Below are 23,415 nucleotides of genomic sequence, written 5' to 3'. Positions count from 1 at the left end.
AACTGCACCACCAGCTTCCCGTCATACTTCAAGTTGCATGTGCGTTGGCTTTACTTGCTCACCCCAGTCACGTACTCCTCATACGCTCCTGGGGATTCGCTGCGTCGCCGCCTTCCTGCAACTCGAATTATTTAGGGTTATGGCTGGCGGTGTGGAATCAGGCGGTCAGACGGTTGGCGTCTTGCGCGATGACCAGCTCTTCGTTGGTCGGAATGACGATAGCCGGGCGAGTGCCTTCTTTGTTGATGAAGCCAGACTTGCCGAAACGGGCAGCCAGGTTGCGCTCGTGATCAACTTCAAAGCCCAGTACGCCCAGTTTGCCCAGAGACAGTTCGCGAACCATCGCCGCGTTCTCACCGATACCGCCGGTGAAAATAACCGCGTCCAGACGGCCATCCATCAGCGCGGTGTAGGAACCGATATATTTTGCCAGGCGGTGGCAGTAAACGTCCATAGCGCGTTTAGCATCCGCTTTGTCCTGGTAGTTGTCTTCAACATAGCGGCAGTCGCTGGTCACTTCGGTCAGGCCGAGCAGACCGGACTCTTTGGTCAGCATTTTGTTGATGGCGTCTACGCTCATGCCCAGGGCATCGTGCAGATGGAAAATGATTGCCGGGTCGATATCGCCAGAACGCGTACCCATAACCAGGCCTTCCAGCGGAGTCAGACCCATAGAGGTGTCAACGCATTTACCGTTACGGATAGCGGAAACGGAACCACCGTTGCCCAGATGGCAGGTGATGATGTTCAGCTCTTCAACCGGTTTGTTCAGAACTTTCGCAGCTTCCTGAGTCACATAGAAGTGGCTGGTACCGTGCGCGCCGTAGCGACGTACGCCGTGTTCTTTGTACAGGCTGTACGGCAGGGCATAGAGGTAAGATTCTTCCGGCATGGTCTGGTGGAACGCGGTGTCGAACACGGCAACGTTCTTATCTTTCAGATGCGGGAAGGATTTCAGCGCTTCAGCGATACCGATCAGGTGCGCAGGGTTGTGCAGCGGAGCGAAAGATGCGGAATCTTTAATGCCCTGAATGACGGAGTCATCGATAACAACGGAGCTGGTGTATTTCTCACCGCCGTGAACGATACGATGGCCGATTGCGGTCAGCTGAGCAGACAGTTCTGGTTTTTGTGCCAGAATAGTGTTAACGATAAAGTTCAGCGCTTCACTGTGAGCAGCGCCAGCGCCTAGCTCGGCTTCTTGTTTGCTGCCATCCATTTTCCATTTGATACGGGCTTCTGGAAGATGGAAACATTCTGCTAAACCGGACAGGTATTCGTCACCGTTGACGGCATCAAGGATAGCGAATTTCAGAGAGGAGCTACCGCAGTTCAGAACCAGTACTAACTTACTCGACATGGAAGTACCTTTTATGATACGTGGCTAAAAAAACGTCAGTGTGTCACAAAGCGTAGCGCAGGATGACATCGACATTTATGATTAACATCATGCCTTGCACTGTTTTCGGCACGATGGGAGAAGTACATTTGATTTTATGTCATTTTGCATAATTTTCAGCCAGTGGCAGAATATGCGATAATTTGACTAACCTGGTAAAAGGGTCTAACCGCCCCTCAGGTGCGCACAGAATACCTGATTGAGGCCGCCATTGCCAAAATCTTTTGAACGTTGTCATACACAGTTGGTGTTTTGCACAAATTTTTTAAGTTTTATATGTAAAGTTGAGGTAAGCCATGTCTGGTCCAGAAAATCGCCCTGTAAGTTTTTTCGGCTTGTTTCGCCACGGGCAGCATTATGCAAAGACCTGGCCTCTGGATAAGCGCCTTGCCCCGGTGTTTATCGAAAACCGTATTATTCGCGCCACGCGCTATGCGATTCGTATCATGCCGCCCGTAGCGATTTTCACGCTGTGCTGGCAAATCGCCCTTGGCGGCCAGCTTGGCCCGGCCGTGGCTACCGCGCTGTTTGCGCTGAGCCTCCCGATGCAGGGATTATGGTGGTTGGGCAAGCGCTCGGTGACGCCGCTGCCGCCGTCGATTTTAAACTGGTTTTATGAAGTGCGCGGTAAATTGCAGGAGGCCGGACAAGCATTAACGCCGGTCGACGGTAAGCCTGATTATCAGGCTTTAGCTGACACGCTTAAGCGCGCCTTCAAACAACTGGATAAAACTTTCCTGGATGATTTGTAATTGCATCAGGAAAACGCATATAAAAGAAGGCGCATAATTCATGCGCCTTCTTTTTTCACGCCGTAAAAAGTGTAACAGGAGTCAAAAATGGAAATGACCAATGCGCAACGTCTGATTCTGTCGAATCAGTACAAGATGATGACGATGCTCGACCCGGACAACGCCGAACGCTATCGCCGTCTACAGACCATCATTGAGCGTGGATACGGGCTGCAGATGCGCGAGCTGGACCGCGAGTTTGGCCAGCTTACCGAGGAAACGTGTCGTACCATCATTGATATCATGGAGATGTATCATGCGCTGCATGTCTCCTGGACCAACCTGAAGGACGCCAGCGGAATCGACGAGCGTCGGGTCACATTCCTCGGTTTTGACGTTGCCACTGAAGCTCGCTATCTCGGCTACGTTCGCTTTATGGTCAACGTTGAGGGTCGCTACAGCCACTTTGACGCCGGGACTCACGGCTTTAACTCCCAGACCCCGATGTGGGAAAAATACCAGCGTATGCTGAGCACCTGGCACGCCTGCCCGCGTCAGTATCATCTGAGCAGTAACGAAATTAATCAAATTATCAACGCCTGATGGAGGTTCCCGTGCAGTGTAAAGGTTTCCTGTTTGATCTTGACGGGACATTAGTCGATTCGTTGCCGGTGGTGGAGCGTTCGTGGTGCAAATGGGCGGATCGATTCAGTATCCCTCATGATGAAGTGCTGAACTTCATTCATGGCAAGCAGGCAATCACCTCGTTGCGTCACTTTCTCCCCGGCCGCAGCGAAGAAGAGATTCAGGCTGAATTCACCCTGCTGGAAACGGTAGAAGCGACGGATACCGATGGCGTTACGGCGCTGCCGGGTGCGGTTGCGTTGCTCAAAACCCTGGATGAAGCCGGGATCCCCTGGGCGATTGTGACGTCGGGTTCGATACCCGTGGCCCACGCTCGTCACCGTGCCGCAGGTCTGCCTGAAGCTGAGGTGTTCGTCACTGCCGAGCGCGTAAAGCACGGGAAACCCGCTCCGGATGCCTATCTGCTGGGGGCCGAACTGTTGGGCCTGGCCCCGGCGGATTGCGCCGTCGTGGAGGATGCCCCTGCCGGTCTGCTTTCCGGCCTGAATGCCGGCTGTCGGACCATCGCGGTCAACGTGCCCGCCGATGCACCGCGTCTTGATGAAGCGGATTTAGTATTAACGACGCTGGAAAGCCTGCAGGTTGAGCGTCTGCCTGACGGCAAGGTGAATGTTAGCCTTAAAAACTAATCTCATGATTTAGCCCCGCGTTGGCGGGGCTTTTTTATGCCAAACTTCCAACTCCATCTTCTGACAAGGATAAGTTGTGAACGGTGAATTGATTTGGGTGTTATCTCTTCTTGCCGTAGCCGTCGTGCTCTTTGCCACCGGAAAAGTGCGCATGGACGCTATCGCTTTGCTGGTGATTGTCGCGTTTGTCCTCAGCGATACCTTGACGCTCAGCGAGGCCTTCTCCGGTTTTAGCGATCCCAACGTTATCCTTATTGCCGCGCTTTTCATTATTGGCGATGGGCTGGTGCGTACCGGGGTTGCCACTAAAATGGGTTCCTGGCTGGTGAAGGTTGCCGGTAACAGCGAAACCAAAATGCTGGTTTTTTTGATGCTGACCGTTGCCGGGCTGGGCGCTTTTATGAGCTCGACGGGCGTGGTGGCCATTTTTATTCCGGTGGTGCTCAGCGTATCAATGCGCATGAACACCTCGCCTTCGCGGTTAATGATGCCGCTCAGTTTTGCCGGGCTTATCAGCGGGATGATGACGCTTGTCGCCACGCCGCCCAACCTGGTCGTCAACAGCGAACTATTACGCGAAGGGCTGCAAGGATTCAGCTTTTTTAGCGTCACGCCGATAGGCCTGGTGGTGCTGGTTCTGGGCGTTTTCTATATGCTGGTGATGCGCTTTATGCTTAAGGGAGATGAAAGCGAACAGGTCAGAGATGGGCGTAAACGCAGCACCTTTCGCGATCTCATCAAAGATTATCATCTGACCGGCAGGGCGCGTCGCCTGGCTATTCGCCCCGGCTCGCCGATGATTGGCCAGCGCCTGGACGACCTGAAACTACGCGAGCGCTATGGGGCGAACGTTATCGGCGTTGAGCGCTGGCGGCGCTTTCGGCGGGTTATCGTTAACGTTAATGGGGTATCAGAATTCCGCGCCCGTGACGTTTTGCTGATCGATATGTCGGCTTCGGACGTTGATTTACGCCAGTTTTGCGGCGAGCAGATGCTTGAGCCGATGGTGCTGCGCGGTGAATATTTTTCCGATCAGGCGCTGGACGTAGGGATGGCGGAAGTCTCTCTGATCCCGGATTCAGAGCTGATTGGCAAGTCGGTGCGCGAAATCGCTTTTCGTACCCGTTTTGATTTGAACATCGTGGGCCTGAAGCGCGATGGCAAAGCCATTGACGGCGCGGTCACCGATGAACCCCTGCAGCTTGGCGATATCATGCTGGTGGTTGGCAACTGGCGGCAGATAGCCCTGCTGGCCAAGCGGGGGCGGGACTTCGTGGTGCTGAATATGCCCATTGAGGTCAATGACGCCTCGCCGGCGCACAGCCAGGCGCCGCACGCCATTTTCTGTCTGGTGCTGATGGTGGCGCTTATGCTGACTGACGAAATACCTAACCCTATAGCGGCCATCATTGCCTGCCTGCTGATGGGTAAATTCCGCTGCATCAACGCGGAAAGCGCCTATAAAGCCATCCACTGGCCGAGCATTATTTTGATCGTCGGAATGATGCCTTTTGCCCTGGCGCTGCAGAAAACCGGCGGGGTGGATCTGGTTGTGAAAGGCCTGATGGACGTGGCGGGGAGTAAAGGGCCCTATCTGATGCTGGGCTGCCTGTTCGTGATGTGCGCGGCTATCGGCCTGTTTATTTCCAATACCGCTACCGCGGTGCTGATGGCGCCGATTGCGCTGGCTGCGGCGAAGTCGATGGGCGTATCGCCATATCCCTTTGCGATGGTCGTGGCTATGGCGGCTTCTGCGGCGTTTATGACGCCGGTATCATCACCGGTGAACACGCTTGTGCTGGGGCCGGGTAAGTACTCATTTAGCGATTTCGTCAAAATTGGCGTACCGTTTACCATCATGGTGATGGTGGTGTGCGTACTGCTAATCCCGGTACTGTTCCCGTTTTGATAGCGCTGTAAAAATTCCCGGTCAGGCGCGCGCCGGCCGGGAAGTGATTTATAAAGGCGAATCCTGGCTAATTTCATCAAGGGAAAGATGGAAGCTCGGTACAAATACCCGCATAAAGTAGTCCATCTCTGGACTGCGGCGCGATTCCAGCGTTTTCTCCAGGCGGCCCTTGGCCAGCAGAAATTCATTGTTACCCGCCGATAGCTCTTCCAGACACTTCAGGTAGGCGCAAAGCGCATCGGCCTGTTTGACAATGGATTTTTCCTCTTCGCTATAGTGATGTTCGTCAATGAGTGGCGCAAAAATATCGCGCAGCTCGTCAGGAACCATATCGACCAGCTTCTGCTGGGCGATTTTCTCGATGGCTTTGTACTCTTGCGCAATTTGCGAATTGAAATACTTCACCGGCGTCGGCAGATCGCCGGTCAGCACTTCCGAAGCATCATGATACATCGCCAGCAGCGCGATTCGCTCAGCGTTAACCTGGCCGCCAAATTTGCGATTTTTAATCGCCGCCAGCGCATGGGCAACCATGGCGACCTGTAAGCTGTGTTCGGAGACGTTTTCTGTGCGGACATTGCGCATCAGCGGCCAGCGGTTGATCAGTTTCAGGCGGGAGAGGTGGGCAAAGAAATGACTCTGACTCATAGGAACCCTTAATCAGTTACGACGTCGGGTGCCATTGTGCGCAGGGATCGCCGCCGGATGCAAATACCGGCGGCTGGACAGGCTTAATCAGAGCTGGTGGTAGCCGGAAAGGAAGCGTCCGAAGCGGGTAATCGCCATTTCAAGATCGTCTTCGCGCGGGAGGGTCACGATACGTACGTGATCCGGCCACGGCCAGTTAAAGGCGGTTCCCTGAACCAGCAGGACTTTCTCCTGCAGCAGAAAATCGAGCACCATTTTTTGGTCATCGTGAATATTAAAGCGTTTAGCGTCGATTTTCGGGAACATATACAGCGCGCCTTTCGGCTTAGTGCACGAGACGCCGGGGATTTCGTTAATCAGCTCCCAGGCGCGATTACGCTGTTCATATAAACGGCCGCCGGGAACGATAAACTCGCTGATGCTCTGATAACCGCCGAGGGCCGTTTGAATTGCATGCTGGGCCGGAACGTTGGCGCACAGGCGCATGGAAGCCAGCATCTCCAGGCCTTCGATGTAGCCTTTAGCGTGTTTCTTCGGGCCGTTAAGCACCATCCAGCCCTGGCGGAAGCCGGCGACGCGGTAGGTTTTTGACAGACCATTAAAGGTTACGGTGAGCAGATCCGGGGCCAGCGGGGCTATAGAATGGTGCTGCGCATCATCGTAGAGGATCTTATCGTAGATCTCGTCGGCGAAAATAATCAGGTTATTCTGCCGGGCGATCTCAACGATCTCCATCAGCAGCTCTTTTGAGTATACCGCCCCGGTTGGGTTATTCGGGTTGATAATCACAATGCCGCGGGTGCGCGGGGTGATTTTGGCGCGAATATCGTCGAGATCCGGGAACCAGTCGGACGATTCATCGCAAAGATAATGCACCGCTTTACCGCTGGAAAGCGCGACTGCGGCGGTCCAGAGCGGATAATCCGGCGCCGGAACCAGCATTTCATCACCGCTGTTCAGCAGGGCCTGCATGGCCTGGACGATAAGCTCGGAAACGCCGTTACCGATATAGATGTCTTCGACCGTCACATCGCGCATACCGCGGGCCTGATAGTGCTGCATGATGGCCTTACGCGCGGAATAAAGACCTTTTGAATCGCTATAGCCCTGGGAGGTGGGGAGATTGCGGATGACGTCAACGAGGATTTCGTCAGGTGCGTCAAAGCCGAACGGCGCTGGGTTGCCGATGTTCAGCTTCAGGACTTTATTGCCTTCTTCTTCAAGGCGTTTCGCCTCTTTCAGAACCGGGCCGCGGATGTCGTAACAGACGTTATCTAACTTGCTGGATTTTTCGATGGGGGACATGAACCTTGACCTTTTAGCTGTTATCGCCACTCCCTGCCGTGGAAGTCAGCACGGAACAATGTACTCCGCATCCCCGCTGTTTTGAAGGGTTAACAGGAGAAGATTTTGCTATTCATGTTTTTTTGGTTTAATCAATTTCCCTGGCGTCAGGCGATTTTGTTTATACATTATGCCTTCTCTGGTTTTATAATTGGTCTTATATTGTGTGATGTCGTGTTTTTGTGAACGTTTATATGGTTTTTTCTGCCTGGAGGATGAGCGGATTATTTTTTGCGCAATAAAGCGTCTCTTAAATGAGAACGTTTATTTCACAATACACAGCAGGTTGTAACAACTTGACGCGCTATTTTTAATGAAAGTATTTAATCGATAAATGAGCTTTATTTTACATAAGGAATATTCTTAGATTTGTTAATTTAATTAAGGTTCTGAAAAGCGTTTAAAATTAGCTGAGTTAATACTGATTAACTCTTATAAATATTGTGGTTTTCGGTTAGAATATCGCCGTTAATACGGACGTAGAGCTATACCCGGTAGCTAGTCTTTTTATTAATACATTGTTATTGCAGGTTTTTGTTATCTTCCTGAGGGCTATGGCAAGTTTGTCGCCCGTGAGGATGCCGAAGATGGCCATCGCTGGCTGTTTTTTTGCGTCACATCACAAAAAGCCAGCGCGTCGTAATTAAAAGCGCTTAGGCCTACGAACAAAATATTACTCAGAAATTCCGCACATTTGCTGCGGATGAGTGCTTTCTAATGCAATAACGTTCGTCCAGTTGTTCTTTCGCCTCTCTCCTGGCGGATAACGCGAAGCTGAAGGATTAGCCGGAAGCCTGGAGCACAGCATCAACAAGGCAGGTAAGCATTAGCCGCCTGAAAGTGAAGCAAATATGATAAATGAAAATCGTTCGATACTAAATTTAGACCTCGACCTCTTGAGAACCTTTGTTGCCGTCGCCGATCTCAGTACATTTGCCGCTGCCGCCGTTGCGGTGTGCCGGACTCAGTCAGCGGTAAGCCAGCAGATGCAGCGGCTGGAGCAGTTGGTCGGCAAAGAACTTTTTGCTCGCCACGGGCGCAATAAACTCCTGACAGAACAGGGTATTCAGCTGTTAGGCTATGCGCGGAAGATTCTGCGTTTTAACGATGAAGCCTGTATGTCGCTCATGTTCGGCAGCCTCCAGGGGACGCTGACAGTGGGTGCTTCTGATGAGACAGCGGATACCATTTTACCGTTCTTATTAAATCGGATCGGCAGTTTTTATCCCAAGCTGACCCTTGAAATTAAAGTCCTCAATCATCCCGATATAGTAGATATGCTGAACAATGGGGCGATCGATCTCGCGCTAACGACCCGACCAACGAAGGGTTCGGAAATGCTGACGCTACGCACTTCGCCAACCCTGTGGTACTGCGCGGCGGATTACGTTCTCCCGCAGGGCGAGTCGGTCCCGCTTGTATTGCTGGATGCCGCAGATCCGTTTCGCGAAGATATCACTACGGTACTCGATGTTGCCCGGGTTCCCTGGCATCTGTCCCATACGGCGTCATCAATGGCTGGGGTCAAAGCGGCGGTGAAAGCCGGACTTGGCGTAACCGCGCAGCCGGTAGAGATGATGAGCCCGGAGTTTCGCGTGCCGGGCAGAAGCGACGGGTTACCGGTGCTGCCGGATACCCACTACATGTTGAACTGTAACCCTCAGAAGGCAAGCGAGCTCACTCAGGCGATTTTCCAGTCATTGAGCACGGAGTACCAGCCATGGTCTAGCCAGCGCATTTATACCCCTGAAGGGGGAGATAATTCCCTTGTTTCCTGAAGGGAAAAAGCTAACAAACATCACAAAAACTGGTAACAAAATGTAAGTGCAAAAACGAACCACAGACCTGCAAAATCGCCACTGTGGTTCGTTTTTTTCAAATTTTATTGATGAATTAAATGTTTTGTTGATTTCTTTGCATGTAAATCAGTGGCTTAGTTCTGCTCTTCCTCTCATTTCTCCACTTTTCTCTGCACTTTCAATACTTCCTGCTAATGTTAAAAAACCATCTGGTTTGTTGCTGTTTTCTTGGTTGAATTAACAAAAGCGTGTCGCAGATCAAGAAAATACCCCTCCTTAGGGGGAGGAATCGTGTCTGAATCCTGTCAAAATAGACGGGTAATTTTGATTTACGGCGGAAACGGACACGATTCAACAACACTAAAGCCGAACAGTATGCAAGGTTATTCCGCATGAAAGGGCATTTAATGTTAATGAAAAAAATCCAATGTAAATTAATGTTGTGAAAACTTTTGTTAAAGTTGACAAAAGGTTAATGAAAGGAGTAAAAAGCCACCGCAACTGGCCTTCCACATCACCCAGGGACGCTTTTTTGCACGGCATTTTTTTTTATTCCTCCCCGTGAAACGCTGTGGCGTTCATCTGCCAGTAAGAGCAGAGGGTTTTAGCGCTACACTTTTTTGGTTAAGCAATGCGTATGTCAACATCCACTGAAGTCATCGCTCATCATTGGGCATTCGCTATATTTCTCATCATCGCTATCGGCCTGTGCTGCCTGATGCTCGTCGGCGGCTGGTATCTTGGCGGACGCGCGCGCGCGCGTAGCAAGAACACGCCGTTTGAATCCGGGATCGACTCCGTCGGTTCGGCTCGCTTACGTCTTTCTGCGAAGTTTTATCTGGTAGCCATGTTCTTCGTGATTTTCGACGTGGAAGCCCTGTATCTCTACGCATGGTCGGCCTCTATCCGTGAAAGCGGCTGGGTCGGCTTTGTGGAAGCCGCAATTTTCATTTTAGTGCTACTGGCTGGTCTGGTTTACCTCGTTCGTATCGGCGCACTGGACTGGACGCCTGCGCGCTCCCGTCGCACGCTGGTTAACCCGGAAACAGACAGTCCCACTAACCGTCATACGCAGTAAAAGCGAGGCAATAAGATGGATTATACGCTCACCCGCATCGATCCTAACGGTGAGAACGACCGTTACCCCCTGCAAAAACAGGAGATCGTAACCGACCCCCTGGAGCAAGAAGTCAATAAAAGCGTGTATATGGGGAAACTCGAACACGCCTTGCATGACATGGTGAACTGGGGCCGTAAGAACTCAATCTGGCCTTATAACTTTGGCCTTTCTTGCTGCTACGTGGAAATGGTGACGTCATTCACCGCGGTGCATGACGTTGCGCGCTTTGGTGCAGAAGTATTACGTGCCTCCCCGCGTCAGGCTGACCTGATGGTGGTTGCGGGGACCTGCTTCACCAAAATGGCGCCGGTCATTCAGCGTCTTTATGACCAGATGCTGGAGCCGAAGTGGGTTATCTCGATGGGCGCATGCGCCAACTCCGGCGGAATGTACGATATTTACTCCGTCGTCCAGGGCGTGGATAAGTTTATTCCGGTCGATGTTTACATCCCGGGCTGTCCACCGCGTCCGGAAGCTTACATGCAGGCGCTGATGCTGCTGCAGGAATCCATTGGTAAAGAACGCCGTCCGCTCTCGTGGGTGGTAGGCGATCAGGGCGTGTACCGCGCCAATATGCAGTCGGAACGCGAGCGTAAACGCGGCGAGCGTATTGCAGTGACCAATCTGCGGACTCCGGACGAGATTTAACTTGCGCCTGCGGGCGGGATAAAAACTTCGCAAATCAATCTACTACAGCGCGAAGCCTCGCCAGCAGTCACCACGGACCTTTTGCAATGGTGAACAATATGACCGATTTAACCGCGCATGACGCCGCACCAGCCTGGCAAACCCGCGATCACCTTGATGACCCGGTGATCGGCGAACTGCGCAACCGTTTTGGGCCGGATGCCTTTACCGTTCAGCCTACCCGCACCGGCGTTCCGGTGGTTTGGGTTAAGCGCGAACAGTTGCTTGAGGTGGGTGATTTCCTGAAGAAATTGCCGAAGCCTTACGTGATGCTGTTCGACCTGCACGGCATGGACGAACGTCTGCGCACGCACCGCGACGGTTTACCCGCCGCGGATTTTTCCGTTTTCTATCACCTGATTTCAATAGACCGCAACCGCGACATCATGCTCAAGGTTGCCTTGTCTGAAAACGATCTGCATCTGCCGACCTTCACCAAACTGTTCCCTAACGCTAACTGGTATGAGCGTGAAACCTGGGAGATGTTTGGCGTGACCTTCGACGGCCACCCGAACCTCAGGCGCATCATGATGCCGCCGACATGGGAAGGCCATCCGCTGCGTAAAGACTATCCGGCGCGCGCCACCGAATTTGACCCGTTTGAGCTGACCAAAGCCAAACAGGATCTGGAAATGGAAGCGCTGACCTTCAAACCGGAAGAGTGGGGCATGAAGCGCGGGACCGAAAACGAGGACTTCATGTTCCTTAACCTCGGCCCGAACCACCCTTCAGCGCACGGTGCGTTCCGTATTATTCTGCAGCTCGATGGCGAAGAGATTATCGACTGCGTGCCCGATATCGGTTACCACCACCGCGGCGCGGAGAAGATGGGCGAACGCCAGTCCTGGCATAGCTACATTCCTTATACCGACCGTATTGAATATCTTGGCGGCTGCGTTAACGAAATGCCGTACGTACTGGCGGTAGAAAAACTGGCGGGTATTACCGTGCCGGACCGCGTCAACGTGATCCGCGTGATGCTCTCCGAGCTGTTCCGCATCAACAGCCATCTGCTGTACATCTCCACCTTTATCCAGGACGTCGGGGCGATGACGCCGGTATTCTTTGCCTTTACCGACCGCCAGAAGATCTACGATCTGGTGGAGGCGATTACCGGTTTCCGTATGCACCCGGCCTGGTTCCGCATCGGCGGCGTCGCGCACGACCTGCCTCGCGGCTGGGATCGCCTGCTGCGCGAATTCCTCGAGTGGATGCCGAAGCGTCTGGATTCCTATGAGAAAGCCGCGCTACGCAACACTATCCTGATCGGTCGTTCGAAAGGGGTTGCCGCCTATAATGCGAAAGAAGCGCTGGAGTGGGGCACCACCGGCGCGGGCCTGCGCGCCACCGGCATCGGCTTCGACGTACGTAAATGGCGTCCCTATTCTGGCTATGAAAACTTCGACTTTGAGATCCCGACCGGCGGTGGCGTCTCCGACTGCTACACCCGCGTGATGCTGAAAGTGGAAGAGCTGCGCCAGAGCCTGCGCATTCTTCAGCAGTGCCTCGATAACATGCCGGAAGGCCCGTTCAAGGCGGATCACCCGCTCACGACGCCGCCGCCGAAAGAGCGCACGCTGCAGCATATCGAAACCCTGATTACGCACTTCCTGCAGGTTTCCTGGGGCCCGGTGATGCCGGCGCAGGAATCCTTCCAGATGATTGAAGCGACGAAGGGTATTAACAGTTACTACCTGACCAGCGACGGCAGCACCATGAGCTACCGTACCCGCGTGCGTACGCCGAGCTTCGCGCACCTGCAGCAGATCCCGGCCGCCATTCGCGGCAGTCTGGTCTCTGACCTGATTGTCTATCTGGGTAGTATCGATTTTGTTATGTCAGACGTGGACCGCTAATTATGCACGAGAATCAACAACCACAAACCGAGGCTTTTGAGCTGAGTGCGGCAGAGCGTGAGGCGATTGAGCACGAGAAGCACCACTACGAAGACCCGCGTGCGGCGTCCATTGAAGCGCTGAAGATCGTTCAGAAGCAGCGCGGCTGGGTGCCGGACGGCGCAATCTACGCTATCGCCGATGTGCTGGGGATCCCGGCCAGCGACGTAGAAGGCGTGGCGACGTTCTATAGCCAGATTTTCCGCCAGCCGGTAGGGCGTCACGTCATTCGCTACTGCGATAGCGTGGTGTGCCATATTACCGGGTTCCAGGGCATTCAGTCGGCGATCGAGAAGAAGCTGGATATCAAACCGGGTCAAACGACCTTTGATGGCCGCTTCACTCTGCTGCCGACCTGCTGTCTGGGCAACTGCGACAAGGGGCCGACGATGATGATTGATGAGGACACTCACAGTTATCTGACGCCGGAAGCGATTCCTGACCTCCTGGAGCGGTATAAATGAAAACCATTATTCGTACTGCCGAAACCCATCCGCTGACCTGGCGGCTGCGCGACGACAAGCAGCCGGTATGGCTGGATGAATACCAGAGCAAAAATGGCTACGCCGGGGCGCGTAAAGCGCTCTCCGGGATGGCGCCGGATGAAATCGTCACGGCGGTAAAAGACGCTGGCCTGAAAGGGCGCGGCGGCGCGGGCTTTTCCACCGGTTTGAAGTGGAGCCTGATGCCGAAAGACGAATCCATGAACATCCGTTATCTGCTGTGTAACGCCGATGAAATGGAGCCGGGTACCTATAAAGACCGCCTGCTGATGGAGCAGCTGCCGCACCTGCTGGTGGAGGGTATGCTGATCTCCGCTTTTGCGCTGAAAGCTTACCGCGGCTACATCTTCCTGCGCGGAGAATATGTTGAAGCGGCTCAGCATCTGCGCCGGGCGATTGCCGAAGCGACCGAAGCGGGCCTGCTCGGCAAAAACATACTCGGCACCGGTTTTGACTTCGAGCTGTTCGTCCATACCGGGGCAGGGCGCTATATTTGCGGCGAAGAAACCGCGTTGATTAACTCTCTCGAAGGCCGCCGCGCGAACCCGCGCTCGAAGCCGCCGTTCCCGGCCAGCTCCGGCGTATGGGGCAAACCGACCTGCGTTAACAACGTTGAAACCCTGTGCAACGTGCCGGCGATTCTGGCTAACGGCGTTGAGTGGTATCAGAACATTTCCACCAGTAAAGATGCCGGCACCAAGCTGATGGGCTTCTCCGGGCGGGTGAAAAATCCGGGCGTCTGGGAGCTGCCGTTCGGCACCACCGCGCGCGAGATCCTCGAAGATTACGCCGGCGGCATGCGCGATGGCCTGAAGTTCAAGGCCTGGCAGCCGGGCGGCGCGGGTACCGACTTCCTGACTGAAGCGCATCTTGACCTGCCGATGGAGTTCGAAAGCATCGGTAAAGCGGGAAGCCGCCTGGGGACGTCGCTGGCGATGGCCGTTGACCACGAGATCAACATGGTATCGCTGGTGCGCAACCTCGAAGAGTTTTTCGCCCGCGAGTCCTGCGGCTGGTGCACGCCTTGCCGCGACGGTCTGCCGTGGAGCGTGAAAATTCTGCGCGCTCTCGAGCGCGGCGAAGGGCAGCCGGGGGATATCGAGACGCTTGAGCAACTGTGTCGATTCCTCGGACCGGGTAAAACCTTCTGCGCGCACGCGCCGGGTGCGGTTGAGCCGCTACAGAGCGCGATTAAATATTTCCGCGAAGAATTCGAAGCTGGCATTAAACAGCAGTTCAGCAATACCCATGCAATCAACGGGATTCAGCCGAACCTGCTTAAGACGCGCTGGTAATGTATCCATAAGATCATTCAGGTTGCATCAAGGCGGCAACTGAGTGAACCCCCAGGACTTACTACAGTAAGTGACCGGGGTGAACGAAGGCAGCCAACGCAGAGGCCGCCTGAATGAAGAAGTGGAAAAGATTTTTTTACTTTGGAAGCACGCTAATGGCTACGATTCATGTAGACGGCAAAGAGTACGAGGTCAACGGAGCGGACAACCTGTTAGAAGCTTGTCTCTCTCTGGGTCTTGATATTCCTTACTTTTGCTGGCATCCGGCGCTGGGAAGCGTTGGTGCTTGCCGCCAGTGTGCGGTGAAGCAATATCAGAACGCGGAAGACACGCGTGGCCGCCTGGTGATGTCCTGTATGACTCCGGCATCCGACGGCACTTTTATTTCTATCGACGACGCAGAAGCGAAGCAGTTTCGCGAAAGCGTAGTTGAGTGGCTGATGACCAACCACCCGCACGACTGTCCGGTGTGCGAAGAGGGCGGCAACTGTCACTTACAGGATATGACCGTGATGACCGGTCATAGCTTCCGTCGCTACCGCTTTACCAAGCGTACCCACCGTAACCAGGATCTGGGGCCGTTCATCTCCCACGAAATGAACCGCTGCATCGCCTGCTACCGCTGCGTTCGCTACTATAAAGACTATGCCGACGGTACCGACCTGGGCGTCTATGGCGCTCACGATAACGTCTACTTCGGTCGCCCGGAAGACGGCGTGCTGGAGAGCGAATTCTCCGGCAACCTGGTTGAAGTCTGTCCGACCGGCGTCTTTACCGATAAAACACACTCCGAGCGCTATAACCGTAAATGGGATATGCAGTTTGCACCAAGCATCTGCCAGCAGTGTTCCATCGGCTGTAACATCAGCCCCGGCGAGCGCTACGGCGAACTGCGTCGTATCGAAAACCGCTATAACGGTACCCTTAACCGTTACTTCCTCTGCGACCGCGGACGTTTTGGCTACGGCTATGTGAATCTGAAAGATCGCCCGCGTCAGCCGGTTCAGCGTCGCGGCGACGATCTGATTACCCTTAACGCCGAGCAGGCGATGCAGGGGGCGGCAGATATTCTGCGCCAGTCGAAGAAAGTGATTGGTATCGGCTCCCCGCGCGCCAGCATTGAAAGCAACTTTGCGCTGCGTGAGCTGGTCGGCGCCGACAACTTCTATACCGGCATCGCGAAGGGCGAACAGGAACGCCTGCAGATGATGCTGAAAGTGCTGCGCGAAGGCGGTATTCATACCCCGGCGCTGCGCGAGATCGAATCTTACGATGCGGTGCTGATCCTCGGTGAAGATATTACCCAGACCGGCGCGCGTATCGCGCTGGCGGTGCGTCAGGCGGTGAAAGGCAAAGCGCGCGAAATGGCGGCGGCGCAGAAGGTCGCCGACTGGCAGATCGCCGCGATCCTTAACATCGGCCAGCGTGCAAAGCATCCGCTGTTCGTGACCAACATCGACGACACCCGTCTTGATGACATTGCGGCATGGACCTATCGCGCGCCGGTGGAAGATCAGGCGCGTCTTGGCTTCGCCATCGCCCACGCGCTGGACGATAGCGCGCCGGCGGTCGAAGGTCTGAGCAGCGAGCTGAAAGGCAAAATCGAGGTGATCGTTCAGGCGTTAGCCGGAGCGAAAAAACCGCTGATTGTTTCCGGAACTAACGCCGGCAGCATCGAGGTGATTCAGGCTGCAGCGAACGTGGCGAAAGCCCTGAAAGGCCGCGGCGCCGATGTTGGCGTGACCATGGTCGCCCGGGCAGTGAATAGCGTTGGTCTCGGGATGATCGGCGGCGGCTCGCTTGAAGAGGCGCTGAGTGAACTGGAAACCGGCGCAGCCGATGCGGTTATCGTGCTGGAAAACGATCTGCACCGCCACGCTTCAGCCGCCCGCGTAGATGCGGCGCTGGCGAAAGCGCCGCTGGTGCTGGTGGTTGACCATCAGCGTACGGCGATTATGGAAAAAGCGCATCTGGTGCTCTCCGCGGCAAGCTTTGCGGAAAGCGATGGCACCGTGGTCAACAACGAAGGTCGCGCCCAGCGCTTCTTCCAGGTTTACGACCCGGCCTATTACGATGCGAAAACCGTGATGCTGGAAAGCTGGCGCTGGCTGCACTCGTTGCACAGCACAGTGAACAATCGTCAGGTTGACTGGACGCAGCTGGACCACGTGATTGACGCCGCCATTGCCGCCCTGCCGCAGCTGGCCGCGATCAAAGACGCCGCGCCGGATGCGACCTTCCGCATTCGCGGTCAGAAGCTGGCTCGTGAACCGCACCGCTACAGCGGACGTACGGCGATGCGCGCCAACATCAGCGTGCATGAACCGCGTCAGCCGCAGGATAAAGACACCATGTTCGCCTTCTCTATGGAAGGGAACAACCAGCCGTCCGCGCCGCGTTCGCAAATTCCGTTTGCCTGGGCTCCGGGCTGGAACTCCCCTCAGGCGTGGAACAAGTTCCAGGATGAAGTGGGCGGTAAACTGCGCCACGGCGATCCGGGCGTGCGTCTGATCGAAGCCTCCGCCAGCGGTCTTGAGTACTTTACCGCGGTTCCGGCAAGCTTCCAGGCAGAAGAAGGGAAATGGCGTATCGCGCCTTACTACCATCTGTTCGGCAGCGACGAGCTGTCGCAGCGTTCTCCGGTATTCCAGAGCCGTATGCCGCAGCCGTACGTTAAGCTCAACCCAGCAGATGCCGCGAAGCTTGGCGTGAACGAAGGGGCGATGGTTTCCTTCAGCGTTGATGGCCAGGCGCTTAGCCTGCCGCTGGTAATCTCGGCGGGGCTGACGGCAGGGCAGGTTGGCTTACCGATGGGCTTGCCAGGGATTGCGCCGGTGCTGACCGGAGCGCGTATTGATACTCTGCAGGAGGCGAAAGCATGAGTTGGTTAACTCCCGATCTCATCGACATTCTGTTAGGCATCCTTAAGGCGGTAGTGATTCTACTGGTGGTGGTCACCTGCGGCGCGTTTATGAGCTTTGGCGAACGTCGTCTGCTGGGCCTGTTCCAGAACCGTTACGGACCTAACCGCGTGGGCTGGGGCGGTTCGCTGCAGCTTGTCGCCGACATGATCAAAATGTTCTTTAAAGAGGACTGGGTTCCGCGCTTCTCGGATCGTGTGATCTTTACTCTGGCGCCGGTGATCGCCTTTACTTCGCTGCTGCTGGCCTTCGCCATCGTGCCGGTCAGCCCGACGTGGGTGGTGGCCGATCTGAACATCGGTATCCTGTTCTTCCTGATGATGGCGGGCCTGGCGGTCTATGCGGTGCTGTTCGCCGGCTGGTCGAGCAACAACAAATACTCGCTGCTTGGCGCGATGCGTGCTTCTGCCCAGACCCTGAGCTACGAAGTGTTCCTCGGCCTTTCCCTGATGGGCGTAGTGGCGCAGGCCGGTTCATTCAACATGACCGATATCGTCAATAACCAGGCGCATCTGTGGAACGTCATCCCGCAGTTCTTTGGTTTCGTGACCTTTGCGATTGCGGGCGTGGCGGTATGTCACCGTCACCCGTTTGACCAACCGGAAGCGGAACAGGAGCTGGCTGACGGTTACCACATCGAATACTCCGGCATGAAGTTCGGTCTGTTCTTCGTCGGTGAATATATCGGGATTGTTACCGTATCGGCGCTGATCGTGACGCTGTTCTTCGGCGGCTGGAATGGCCCATGGTTACCTCCTTTCATCTGGTTCGCGCTGAAAACCGCGTTCTTTATGATGATGTTCATTTTGATCCGCGCATCATTACCGCGTCCGCGCTATGACCAGGTAATGTCCTTCGGCTGGAAGGTATGCCTGCCGTTAACGCTGATCAACTTGTTGGTAACGGCGGCTGTCATTCTCTGGCAGGCGCAATAAGGGGTGAATTGACCATGACCTTAAAAGAATTATTGGTAGGGTTTGGCACCCAGGTCCGCAGTATCTGCATGATCGGGATGCACGCCTTTGCCAAACGTGAAACTCGGATGTACCCGGAAGAGCCGGTATATCTGCCGCCGCGCTACCGTGGCCGCATCGTGCTGACGCGCGATCCGGACGGCGAGGAGCGCTGCGTTGCCTGTAACCTGTGTGCGGTAGCTTGTCCGGTAGGCTGTATCTCTCTGCAAAAAGCCGAAACTAAAGACGGCCGCTGGTATCCGGAGTTTTTCCGCATCAACTTCTCACGCTGCATTTTCTGCGGTCTGTGCGAAGAAGCATGCCCGACGACGGCGATTCAGTTGACCCCGGACTTTGAGCTGGGCGAATACAAACGTCAGGATCTGGTGTACGAAAAAGAGGATCTGCTGATTTCCGGTCCGGGTAAATACCCGGAATATAACTTCTACCGGATGGCGGGTATGGCAATCGACGGCAAAGATAAGGGCGAAGCAGAGAACGAAGCTAAGCCTATCGACGTCAAGAGCCTGTTACCGTAAGGAGAGGGCAATGGAATTCGCTTTTTATATCTGTGGCCTGATAGCCATCCTCGCAACCCTGCGGGTGATCACCCACACCAATCCGGTGCACGCGCTGCTGTACCTGATCATTTCGCTGTTGGCGATCGCCGGGGTGTTCTTCTCGCTAGGGGCTTACTTTGCCGGTGCGCTGGAAATTATCGTCTACGCCGGAGCCATTATGGTGCTGTTCGTGTTCGTGGTGATGATGCTCAATCTGGGCGGCAGCGAAATCGAGCAGGAGCGCCAGTGGCTGAAACCCGGGATCTGGATTGGCCCCGCCATCCTCTCTGCGGTACTGCTGGTGGTTATCGTTTACGCCATCCTCGGTATTAACGATCAGGGAATTGACGGTGCGGCGATTAACGCCAAAGAGGTCGGTATTGCGCTGTTTGGTCCGTACGTTCTGGCGGTGGAGCTGGCCTCCATGCTGCTGCTCGCGGGCCTGGTTGTTGCCTTCCATATCGGCCGCGAAGAGCGCGCCGGGGAAGTGCTGAGTAACCGCCCGAACGACAGCGATAAAAGAAAAACGGAGGAACACGCATGATCCCCTTAACACATGGACTGATCCTCGCCTCTGTCCTGTTTGTCCTCGGCCTGACGGGGCTGGTTATCCGCCGCAATCTGCTGTTTATGCTGATTAGCCTGGAGATCATGATCAATGCCGCGGCGCTGGCTTTCGTGGTTGCAGGAAGCTACTGGGGCCAGACCGATGGCCAGATAATGTATATCCTCGCCATCACCCTCGCCGCCGCGGAAGCGAGTATCGGCCTGGCGCTGCTGCTGCAGCTCCATCGTCGTCGCCAGAACCTGAACATCGATTCAGTAAGTGAGTTGCGCGGATGAACATGCTTACCCTAACCATTCTTTTGCCATTGATTGGCTTTGTTTTGCTGGCCTTCTCTCGCGGACGCTGGTCGGAGAATTTATCCGCCACCGTGGGGGTGGGTTCGGTCGGTCTGGCGGCGCTGGCGACGGCGTTTGTTGGCGTCGACTTCTTTGCCAACGGCAAACAGGCGGTCAGCGTTCCGCTGTGGACCTGGATGTCGGTGGGCGACTTCAATGTTGGCTTCAACCTGGTGCTGGACGGTCTCTCTCTGACCATGCTGTCCGTGGTCACCGGCGTCGGTTTCCTGATCCACATGTTCGCCTCCTGGTATATGCGCGGTGAAGAGGGCTACTCCCGCTTCTTCGCTTATACCAACCTGTTTATCGCCAGCATGGTGGTTCTGGTGCTCGCTGATAACCTACTGCTGATGTACCTCGGCTGGGAAGGCGTGGGCCTCTGCTCCTATCTGCTGATCGGTTTCTACTACACCGATCCGAAGAACGGCGCGGCGGCAATGAAAGCGTTCGTAGTGACCCGCGTCGGCGACGTGTTCCTGGCGTTCGCACTGTTCATTCTCTACAACGAGCTGGGCACCCTGAACTTCCGCGAAATGGTTGAACTGGCGCCTGCGCACTTCGCCGCCGGTAATAACATGCTGATGTGGGCAACCCTGATGCTGCTGGGCGGCGCGGTGGGTAAATCTGCGCAGCTGCCGTTGCAGACCTGGCTTGCGGACGCGATGGCTGGTCCAACGCCGGTCTCCGCGCTGATCCACGCCGCCACCATGGTGACCGCCGGCGTCTACCTGATTGCGCGCACGCATGGCCTGTTCCTGATGACCCCGGAAATTCTGCATCTCGTCGGGATCGTTGGGGCGGTAACGCTGGTGCTGGCAGGCTTCGCCGCGCTGGTGCAGACCGATATCAAACGCGTACTCGCGTATTCCACCATGAGCCAGATTGGCTACATGTTCCTCGCGCTCGGCGTGCAGGCGTGGGATGCGGCGATTTTCCACCTGATGACCCATGCGTTCTTCAAAGCGCTGCTGTTCCTGTCGTCCGGCTCGGTGATCCTCGCCTGCCACCACGAACAGAATATCTTCAAGATGGGCGGCCTGCGTAAGTCTATTCCGCTGGTGTACGTCTGCTTCCTGGTGGGGGGCGCGGCGCTGTCCGCACTGCCGCTGGTGACGGCAGGCTTCTTCAGTAAGGATGAGATCCTGGCGGGCGCGATGGCGAACGGTCATCTGAATCTGATGGTGGCCGGTCTGGTCGGGGCATTTATGACCTCCCTGTACACCTTCCGTATGATTTTCATCGTGTTCCACGGCAAAGAACAAATTCATGCTCACGCAGGGAAGGGGATTACCCATCATCTGCCGCTGATTGTGTTGCTGGTGCTCTCAACCTTCGTTGGCGCGCTGATTGTGCCGCCGCTGGATGGCGTACTGCCGCAGACCACCGAGCTTGAGCATGGACGCGTCATGACCCTGGAGATTGCCTCCGGAGTGATTGCCATCGCCGGTATTCTGATTGCCGCCTGGCTGTGGCTGGGTAAACGCACGTTGGTCACATCGATTGCCAACAGCGCGCCGGGTCGTCTGCTCGGGACCTGGTGGTACAACGCCTGGGGCTTTGACTGGCTGTACGACAAAGTGTTCGTCAAGCCGTTCCTCGGCGTGGCGTGGCTGCTGAAGAGCGATCCGCTGAATGCGCTGATGAACATTCCGGCGATCCTTTCCCGCTTCGCAGGTAAAGGCCTGGTGGTAAGCGAGAACGGCTATCTGCGCTGGTATGTGGCTTCAATGGGCATTGGCGCTGTCGTGGTGCTGGCGTTACTGATGGTATTGCGCTGAGTTTGAGGATTGTGGGCGTTGTCGGTTAACCCGACTTACAAGCAGTAGGCCCGGCAAGCATAGCGCTGCCGGGCAATAACACCCGCAATCCGAAGTGAATTTTCTGTGAGAATTCGTTGAAAATCGGTCCTGAACGGGACTTTAACAAGGAATAAAGATCGCCATGTTATTACCCTGGCTAATATTAATTCCCTTCATCGGCGGCTTCCTGTGCTGGCAGACTGAACGCTTTGGCGTAAAGGTGCCGCGCTGGATCGCGCTGATCACTATGGGATTGACGTTTATGCTTGGCCTGCAGTTGTGGATGCAGGGCGGCTATTCTCTCACGCAATCTACCGGTATTCCGCAGTGGCAGTCGGAATTCGTGATGCCGTGGATCCCACGCTTCGGGATTAGCATTCATCTGGCTATCGACGGTCTGTCGCTGCTGATGGTGGTGCTGACCGGGCTGCTCGGCGTGCTGGCGGTGCTCTGTTCGTGGCGCGAAATCGAGAAATATCAGGGGTTTTTCCATCTTAACCTGATGTGGATCCTCGGCGGCGTGATCGGCGTATTCCTGGCTATCGACCTGTTCCTGTTCTTCTTCTTCTGGGAAATGATGCTGGTGCCGATGTACTTCCTGATCGCGCTGTGGGGCCATAAGGCTTCCGACGGTAAAACGCGTATCACGGCGGCAACCAAGTTCTTCATTTATACCCAGGCGAGCGGTCTGGTGATGCTGATATCCATCCTGGCGCTGGCGTTTGTGCACTTCAACGCTACCGGCGTATGGACCTTCAACTATGAAGAGCTGCTGAAGACGCCGATGTCGCACGGCGTGGAATACCTGCTGATGCTGGGCTTCTTTATCGCTTTCGCGGTAAAAATGCCGGTGGTTCCGCTGCACGGCTGGCTGCCGGATGCGCACTCTCAGGCGCCGACCGCGGGTTCCGTTGACCTCGCGGGGATCCTGTTGAAAACCGCGGCCTACGGCCTGCTGCGCTTTGCGCTGCCGCTGTTCCCGAACGCTTCCGCCGAATTTGCGCCGATCGCGATGTGGCTTGGCGTCATCGGTATTTTCTACGGCGCGTGGATGGCCTTCAGCCAGTACGATATTAAGCGTCTGATCGCTTACACCTCCGTCTCCCATATGGGCTTCGTGCTGATTGCTATCTACACCGGCAGCCAGCTGGCTTACCAGGGGGCGGTGATTCAGATGATCGCTCATGGTCTGTCAGCAGCCGGTCTGTTTATCCTTTGCGGTCAGCTTTACGAGCGTCTGCATACGCGCGATATGCGCCAGATGGGCGGTCTGTGGAGCAAAATTAAGTGGCTGCCGGCGCTGTCGATGTTCTTTGCGGTGGCGACCCTCGGGATGCCGGGCACCGGTAACTTCGTCGGCGAATTTATGATTCTGTTCGGTAGCTATAAGACCGTGCCGGTGATTACCGTTATTTCTACCTTTGGTCTGGTGTTCGCTTCCGTATACTCGCTGTCGATGCTGCATCGCGCGTACTTCGGTAAAGCAAAAAGCGAAATCGCCGCCAAAGCGCTGCCGGGAATGTCCCTGCGTGAACTGTCGATCATCCTGCTGCTGGTTGTTCTGCTGGTGCTGCTGGGCTTCTTCCCGCAGCCGATTCTGGACACCTCGCACTCTGCGATGAGCAACATTCAGCAGTGGTTTGTTAATTCTGTTTCTACTACAAGGCCGTAATTC

General features: G+C 55.3%; 21 protein-coding genes. 18 read left to right on the top strand and 3 right to left on the bottom strand.

Annotated features, from left to right (window positions below; all coding sequences use genetic code 11):
• Window positions 1-157: 157 nt before the first annotated feature.
• Window positions 158-1,360 (bottom strand): acetate kinase, encoded by a 1,203-nt coding sequence (gene ackA, locus KO1_RS08445; RefSeq protein ID WP_004104091.1) that lies wholly within the window; start codon window positions 1,358-1,360, stop codon window positions 158-160.
• Window positions 1,361-1,695: 335 nt separating this feature from the next.
• Between ackA and yfbV the strand changes: the two genes are divergently transcribed.
• The 4 genes from yfbV to KO1_RS08425 all read left to right on the top strand — a co-directional run bounded on the left by yfbV (window position 1,696) and on the right by KO1_RS08425 (window position 5,313).
• A complete protein-coding gene (yfbV, locus tag KO1_RS08440; RefSeq protein WP_004104090.1) occupies window positions 1,696-2,151 on the top strand; it encodes a terminus macrodomain insulation protein YfbV in 456 nt (151 codons plus the stop codon).
• A gap of 87 nt (window positions 2,152-2,238) precedes the next feature.
• Window positions 2,239-2,733, top strand: a complete 495-nt coding sequence (locus KO1_RS08435; RefSeq protein ID WP_004104089.1) for a YfbU family protein — start codon at window positions 2,239-2,241, stop codon at window positions 2,731-2,733.
• Window positions 2,734-2,744: 11 nt separating this feature from the next.
• Window positions 2,745-3,404: a sugar phosphatase gene (locus KO1_RS08430; protein ID WP_016808374.1), complete on the top strand. Its 660-nt coding sequence runs from the start codon at window positions 2,745-2,747 to the stop codon at window positions 3,402-3,404.
• Between the two features lie 76 nt (window positions 3,405-3,480).
• Entirely contained in the window at window positions 3,481-5,313 is a 1,833-nt protein-coding gene (locus tag KO1_RS08425; RefSeq protein WP_004104087.1) for an SLC13 family permease, read from the top strand.
• A gap of 48 nt (window positions 5,314-5,361) precedes the next feature.
• Here KO1_RS08425 and yfbR read toward each other — a convergent pair whose 3' ends face one another.
• Together yfbR and alaA are read right to left on the bottom strand one after the other, a co-directional pair.
• Window positions 5,362-5,961 carry a 5'-deoxynucleotidase gene (gene yfbR, locus KO1_RS08420; RefSeq protein ID WP_004104086.1) on the bottom strand — a complete coding sequence of 200 codons (600 nt, stop codon included), beginning with the start codon at window positions 5,959-5,961 and terminating at the stop codon, window positions 5,362-5,364.
• An 87-nt stretch (window positions 5,962-6,048) separates the two neighbouring features.
• Entirely contained in the window at window positions 6,049-7,266 is a 1,218-nt protein-coding gene (gene alaA, locus KO1_RS08415) for an alanine transaminase AlaA (protein WP_004104085.1), read from the bottom strand.
• Between the two features lie 890 nt (window positions 7,267-8,156).
• Between alaA and KO1_RS08410 the strand changes: the two genes are divergently transcribed.
• The 14 genes from KO1_RS08410 (at window position 8,157) to nuoM (ending at window position 23,412) form a co-directional block, all read left to right on the top strand.
• Window positions 8,157-9,083, top strand: coding sequence for a LysR family transcriptional regulator (locus KO1_RS08410; protein ID WP_004104083.1), 927 nt, complete (start codon window positions 8,157-8,159; stop codon window positions 9,081-9,083).
• Between the two features lie 46 nt (window positions 9,084-9,129).
• The gene (locus tag KO1_RS28075; protein ID WP_101836956.1) at window positions 9,130-9,345 is read left to right on the top strand and encodes a hypothetical protein; all 216 of its coding nucleotides are present in this window, start codon (window positions 9,130-9,132) and stop codon (window positions 9,343-9,345) included.
• A 390-nt stretch (window positions 9,346-9,735) separates the two neighbouring features.
• Window positions 9,736-10,182, top strand: a complete 447-nt coding sequence (gene nuoA / locus KO1_RS08405) for an NADH-quinone oxidoreductase subunit NuoA (protein ID WP_004104081.1) — start codon at window positions 9,736-9,738, stop codon at window positions 10,180-10,182.
• 15 nt (window positions 10,183-10,197) lie between these two features.
• Window positions 10,198-10,872, top strand: a complete 675-nt coding sequence (gene nuoB, locus KO1_RS08400; protein ID WP_002913178.1) for an NADH-quinone oxidoreductase subunit NuoB — start codon at window positions 10,198-10,200, stop codon at window positions 10,870-10,872.
• Between the two features lie 86 nt (window positions 10,873-10,958).
• Window positions 10,959-12,767 (top strand): NADH-quinone oxidoreductase subunit C/D, encoded by a 1,809-nt coding sequence (gene nuoC / locus KO1_RS08395; RefSeq protein ID WP_004104077.1) that lies wholly within the window; start codon window positions 10,959-10,961, stop codon window positions 12,765-12,767.
• A 2-nt stretch (window positions 12,768-12,769) separates the two neighbouring features.
• Window positions 12,770-13,270, top strand: coding sequence for an NADH-quinone oxidoreductase subunit NuoE (gene nuoE / locus KO1_RS08390; protein WP_004104075.1), 501 nt, complete (start codon window positions 12,770-12,772; stop codon window positions 13,268-13,270).
• Window positions 13,267-14,604: an NADH-quinone oxidoreductase subunit NuoF gene (gene nuoF, locus KO1_RS08385; RefSeq protein WP_004104072.1), complete on the top strand. Its 1,338-nt coding sequence runs from the start codon at window positions 13,267-13,269 to the stop codon at window positions 14,602-14,604. The genes nuoE and nuoF overlap by 4 nt, the downstream gene beginning before the upstream one ends.
• Window positions 14,605-14,759: 155 nt before the next feature.
• A complete protein-coding gene (nuoG, locus tag KO1_RS08380) occupies window positions 14,760-17,486 on the top strand; it encodes an NADH-quinone oxidoreductase subunit NuoG (protein WP_024274518.1) in 2,727 nt (908 codons plus the stop codon).
• Entirely contained in the window at window positions 17,483-18,460 is a 978-nt protein-coding gene (gene nuoH, locus KO1_RS08375) for an NADH-quinone oxidoreductase subunit NuoH (RefSeq protein WP_004104068.1), read from the top strand. Before nuoG ends, nuoH begins: the two co-directional genes overlap by 4 nt.
• A 14-nt stretch (window positions 18,461-18,474) precedes the next feature.
• On the top strand, window positions 18,475-19,017 hold the full coding sequence (gene nuoI / locus KO1_RS08370) for an NADH-quinone oxidoreductase subunit NuoI (protein ID WP_004104066.1): 543 nt from the start codon (window positions 18,475-18,477) through the stop codon (window positions 19,015-19,017).
• Between the two features lie 10 nt (window positions 19,018-19,027).
• A complete protein-coding gene (nuoJ, locus tag KO1_RS08365; protein WP_004104064.1) occupies window positions 19,028-19,582 on the top strand; it encodes an NADH-quinone oxidoreductase subunit J in 555 nt (184 codons plus the stop codon).
• On the top strand, window positions 19,579-19,881 hold the full coding sequence (gene nuoK / locus KO1_RS08360; protein WP_004104062.1) for an NADH-quinone oxidoreductase subunit NuoK: 303 nt from the start codon (window positions 19,579-19,581) through the stop codon (window positions 19,879-19,881). The genes nuoJ and nuoK overlap by 4 nt, the downstream gene beginning before the upstream one ends.
• Window positions 19,878-21,719, top strand: a complete 1,842-nt coding sequence (gene nuoL, locus KO1_RS08355) for an NADH-quinone oxidoreductase subunit L (RefSeq protein ID WP_004104060.1) — start codon at window positions 19,878-19,880, stop codon at window positions 21,717-21,719. Before nuoK ends, nuoL begins: the two co-directional genes overlap by 4 nt.
• A 163-nt stretch (window positions 21,720-21,882) precedes the next feature.
• On the top strand, window positions 21,883-23,412 hold the full coding sequence (gene nuoM, locus KO1_RS08350; RefSeq protein ID WP_032728583.1) for an NADH-quinone oxidoreductase subunit M: 1,530 nt from the start codon (window positions 21,883-21,885) through the stop codon (window positions 23,410-23,412).
• The last annotated feature ends 3 nt before the right edge of the window (window positions 23,413-23,415 follow it).

This window comes from Klebsiella oxytoca NBRC 105695 (assembly GCF_001598695.1).
In the GTDB taxonomy this organism is placed as follows: Bacteria; Pseudomonadota; Gammaproteobacteria; order Enterobacterales; family Enterobacteriaceae; genus Klebsiella; species Klebsiella oxytoca.
This window is presented reverse-complemented; position numbering and strand designations above follow the sequence as displayed.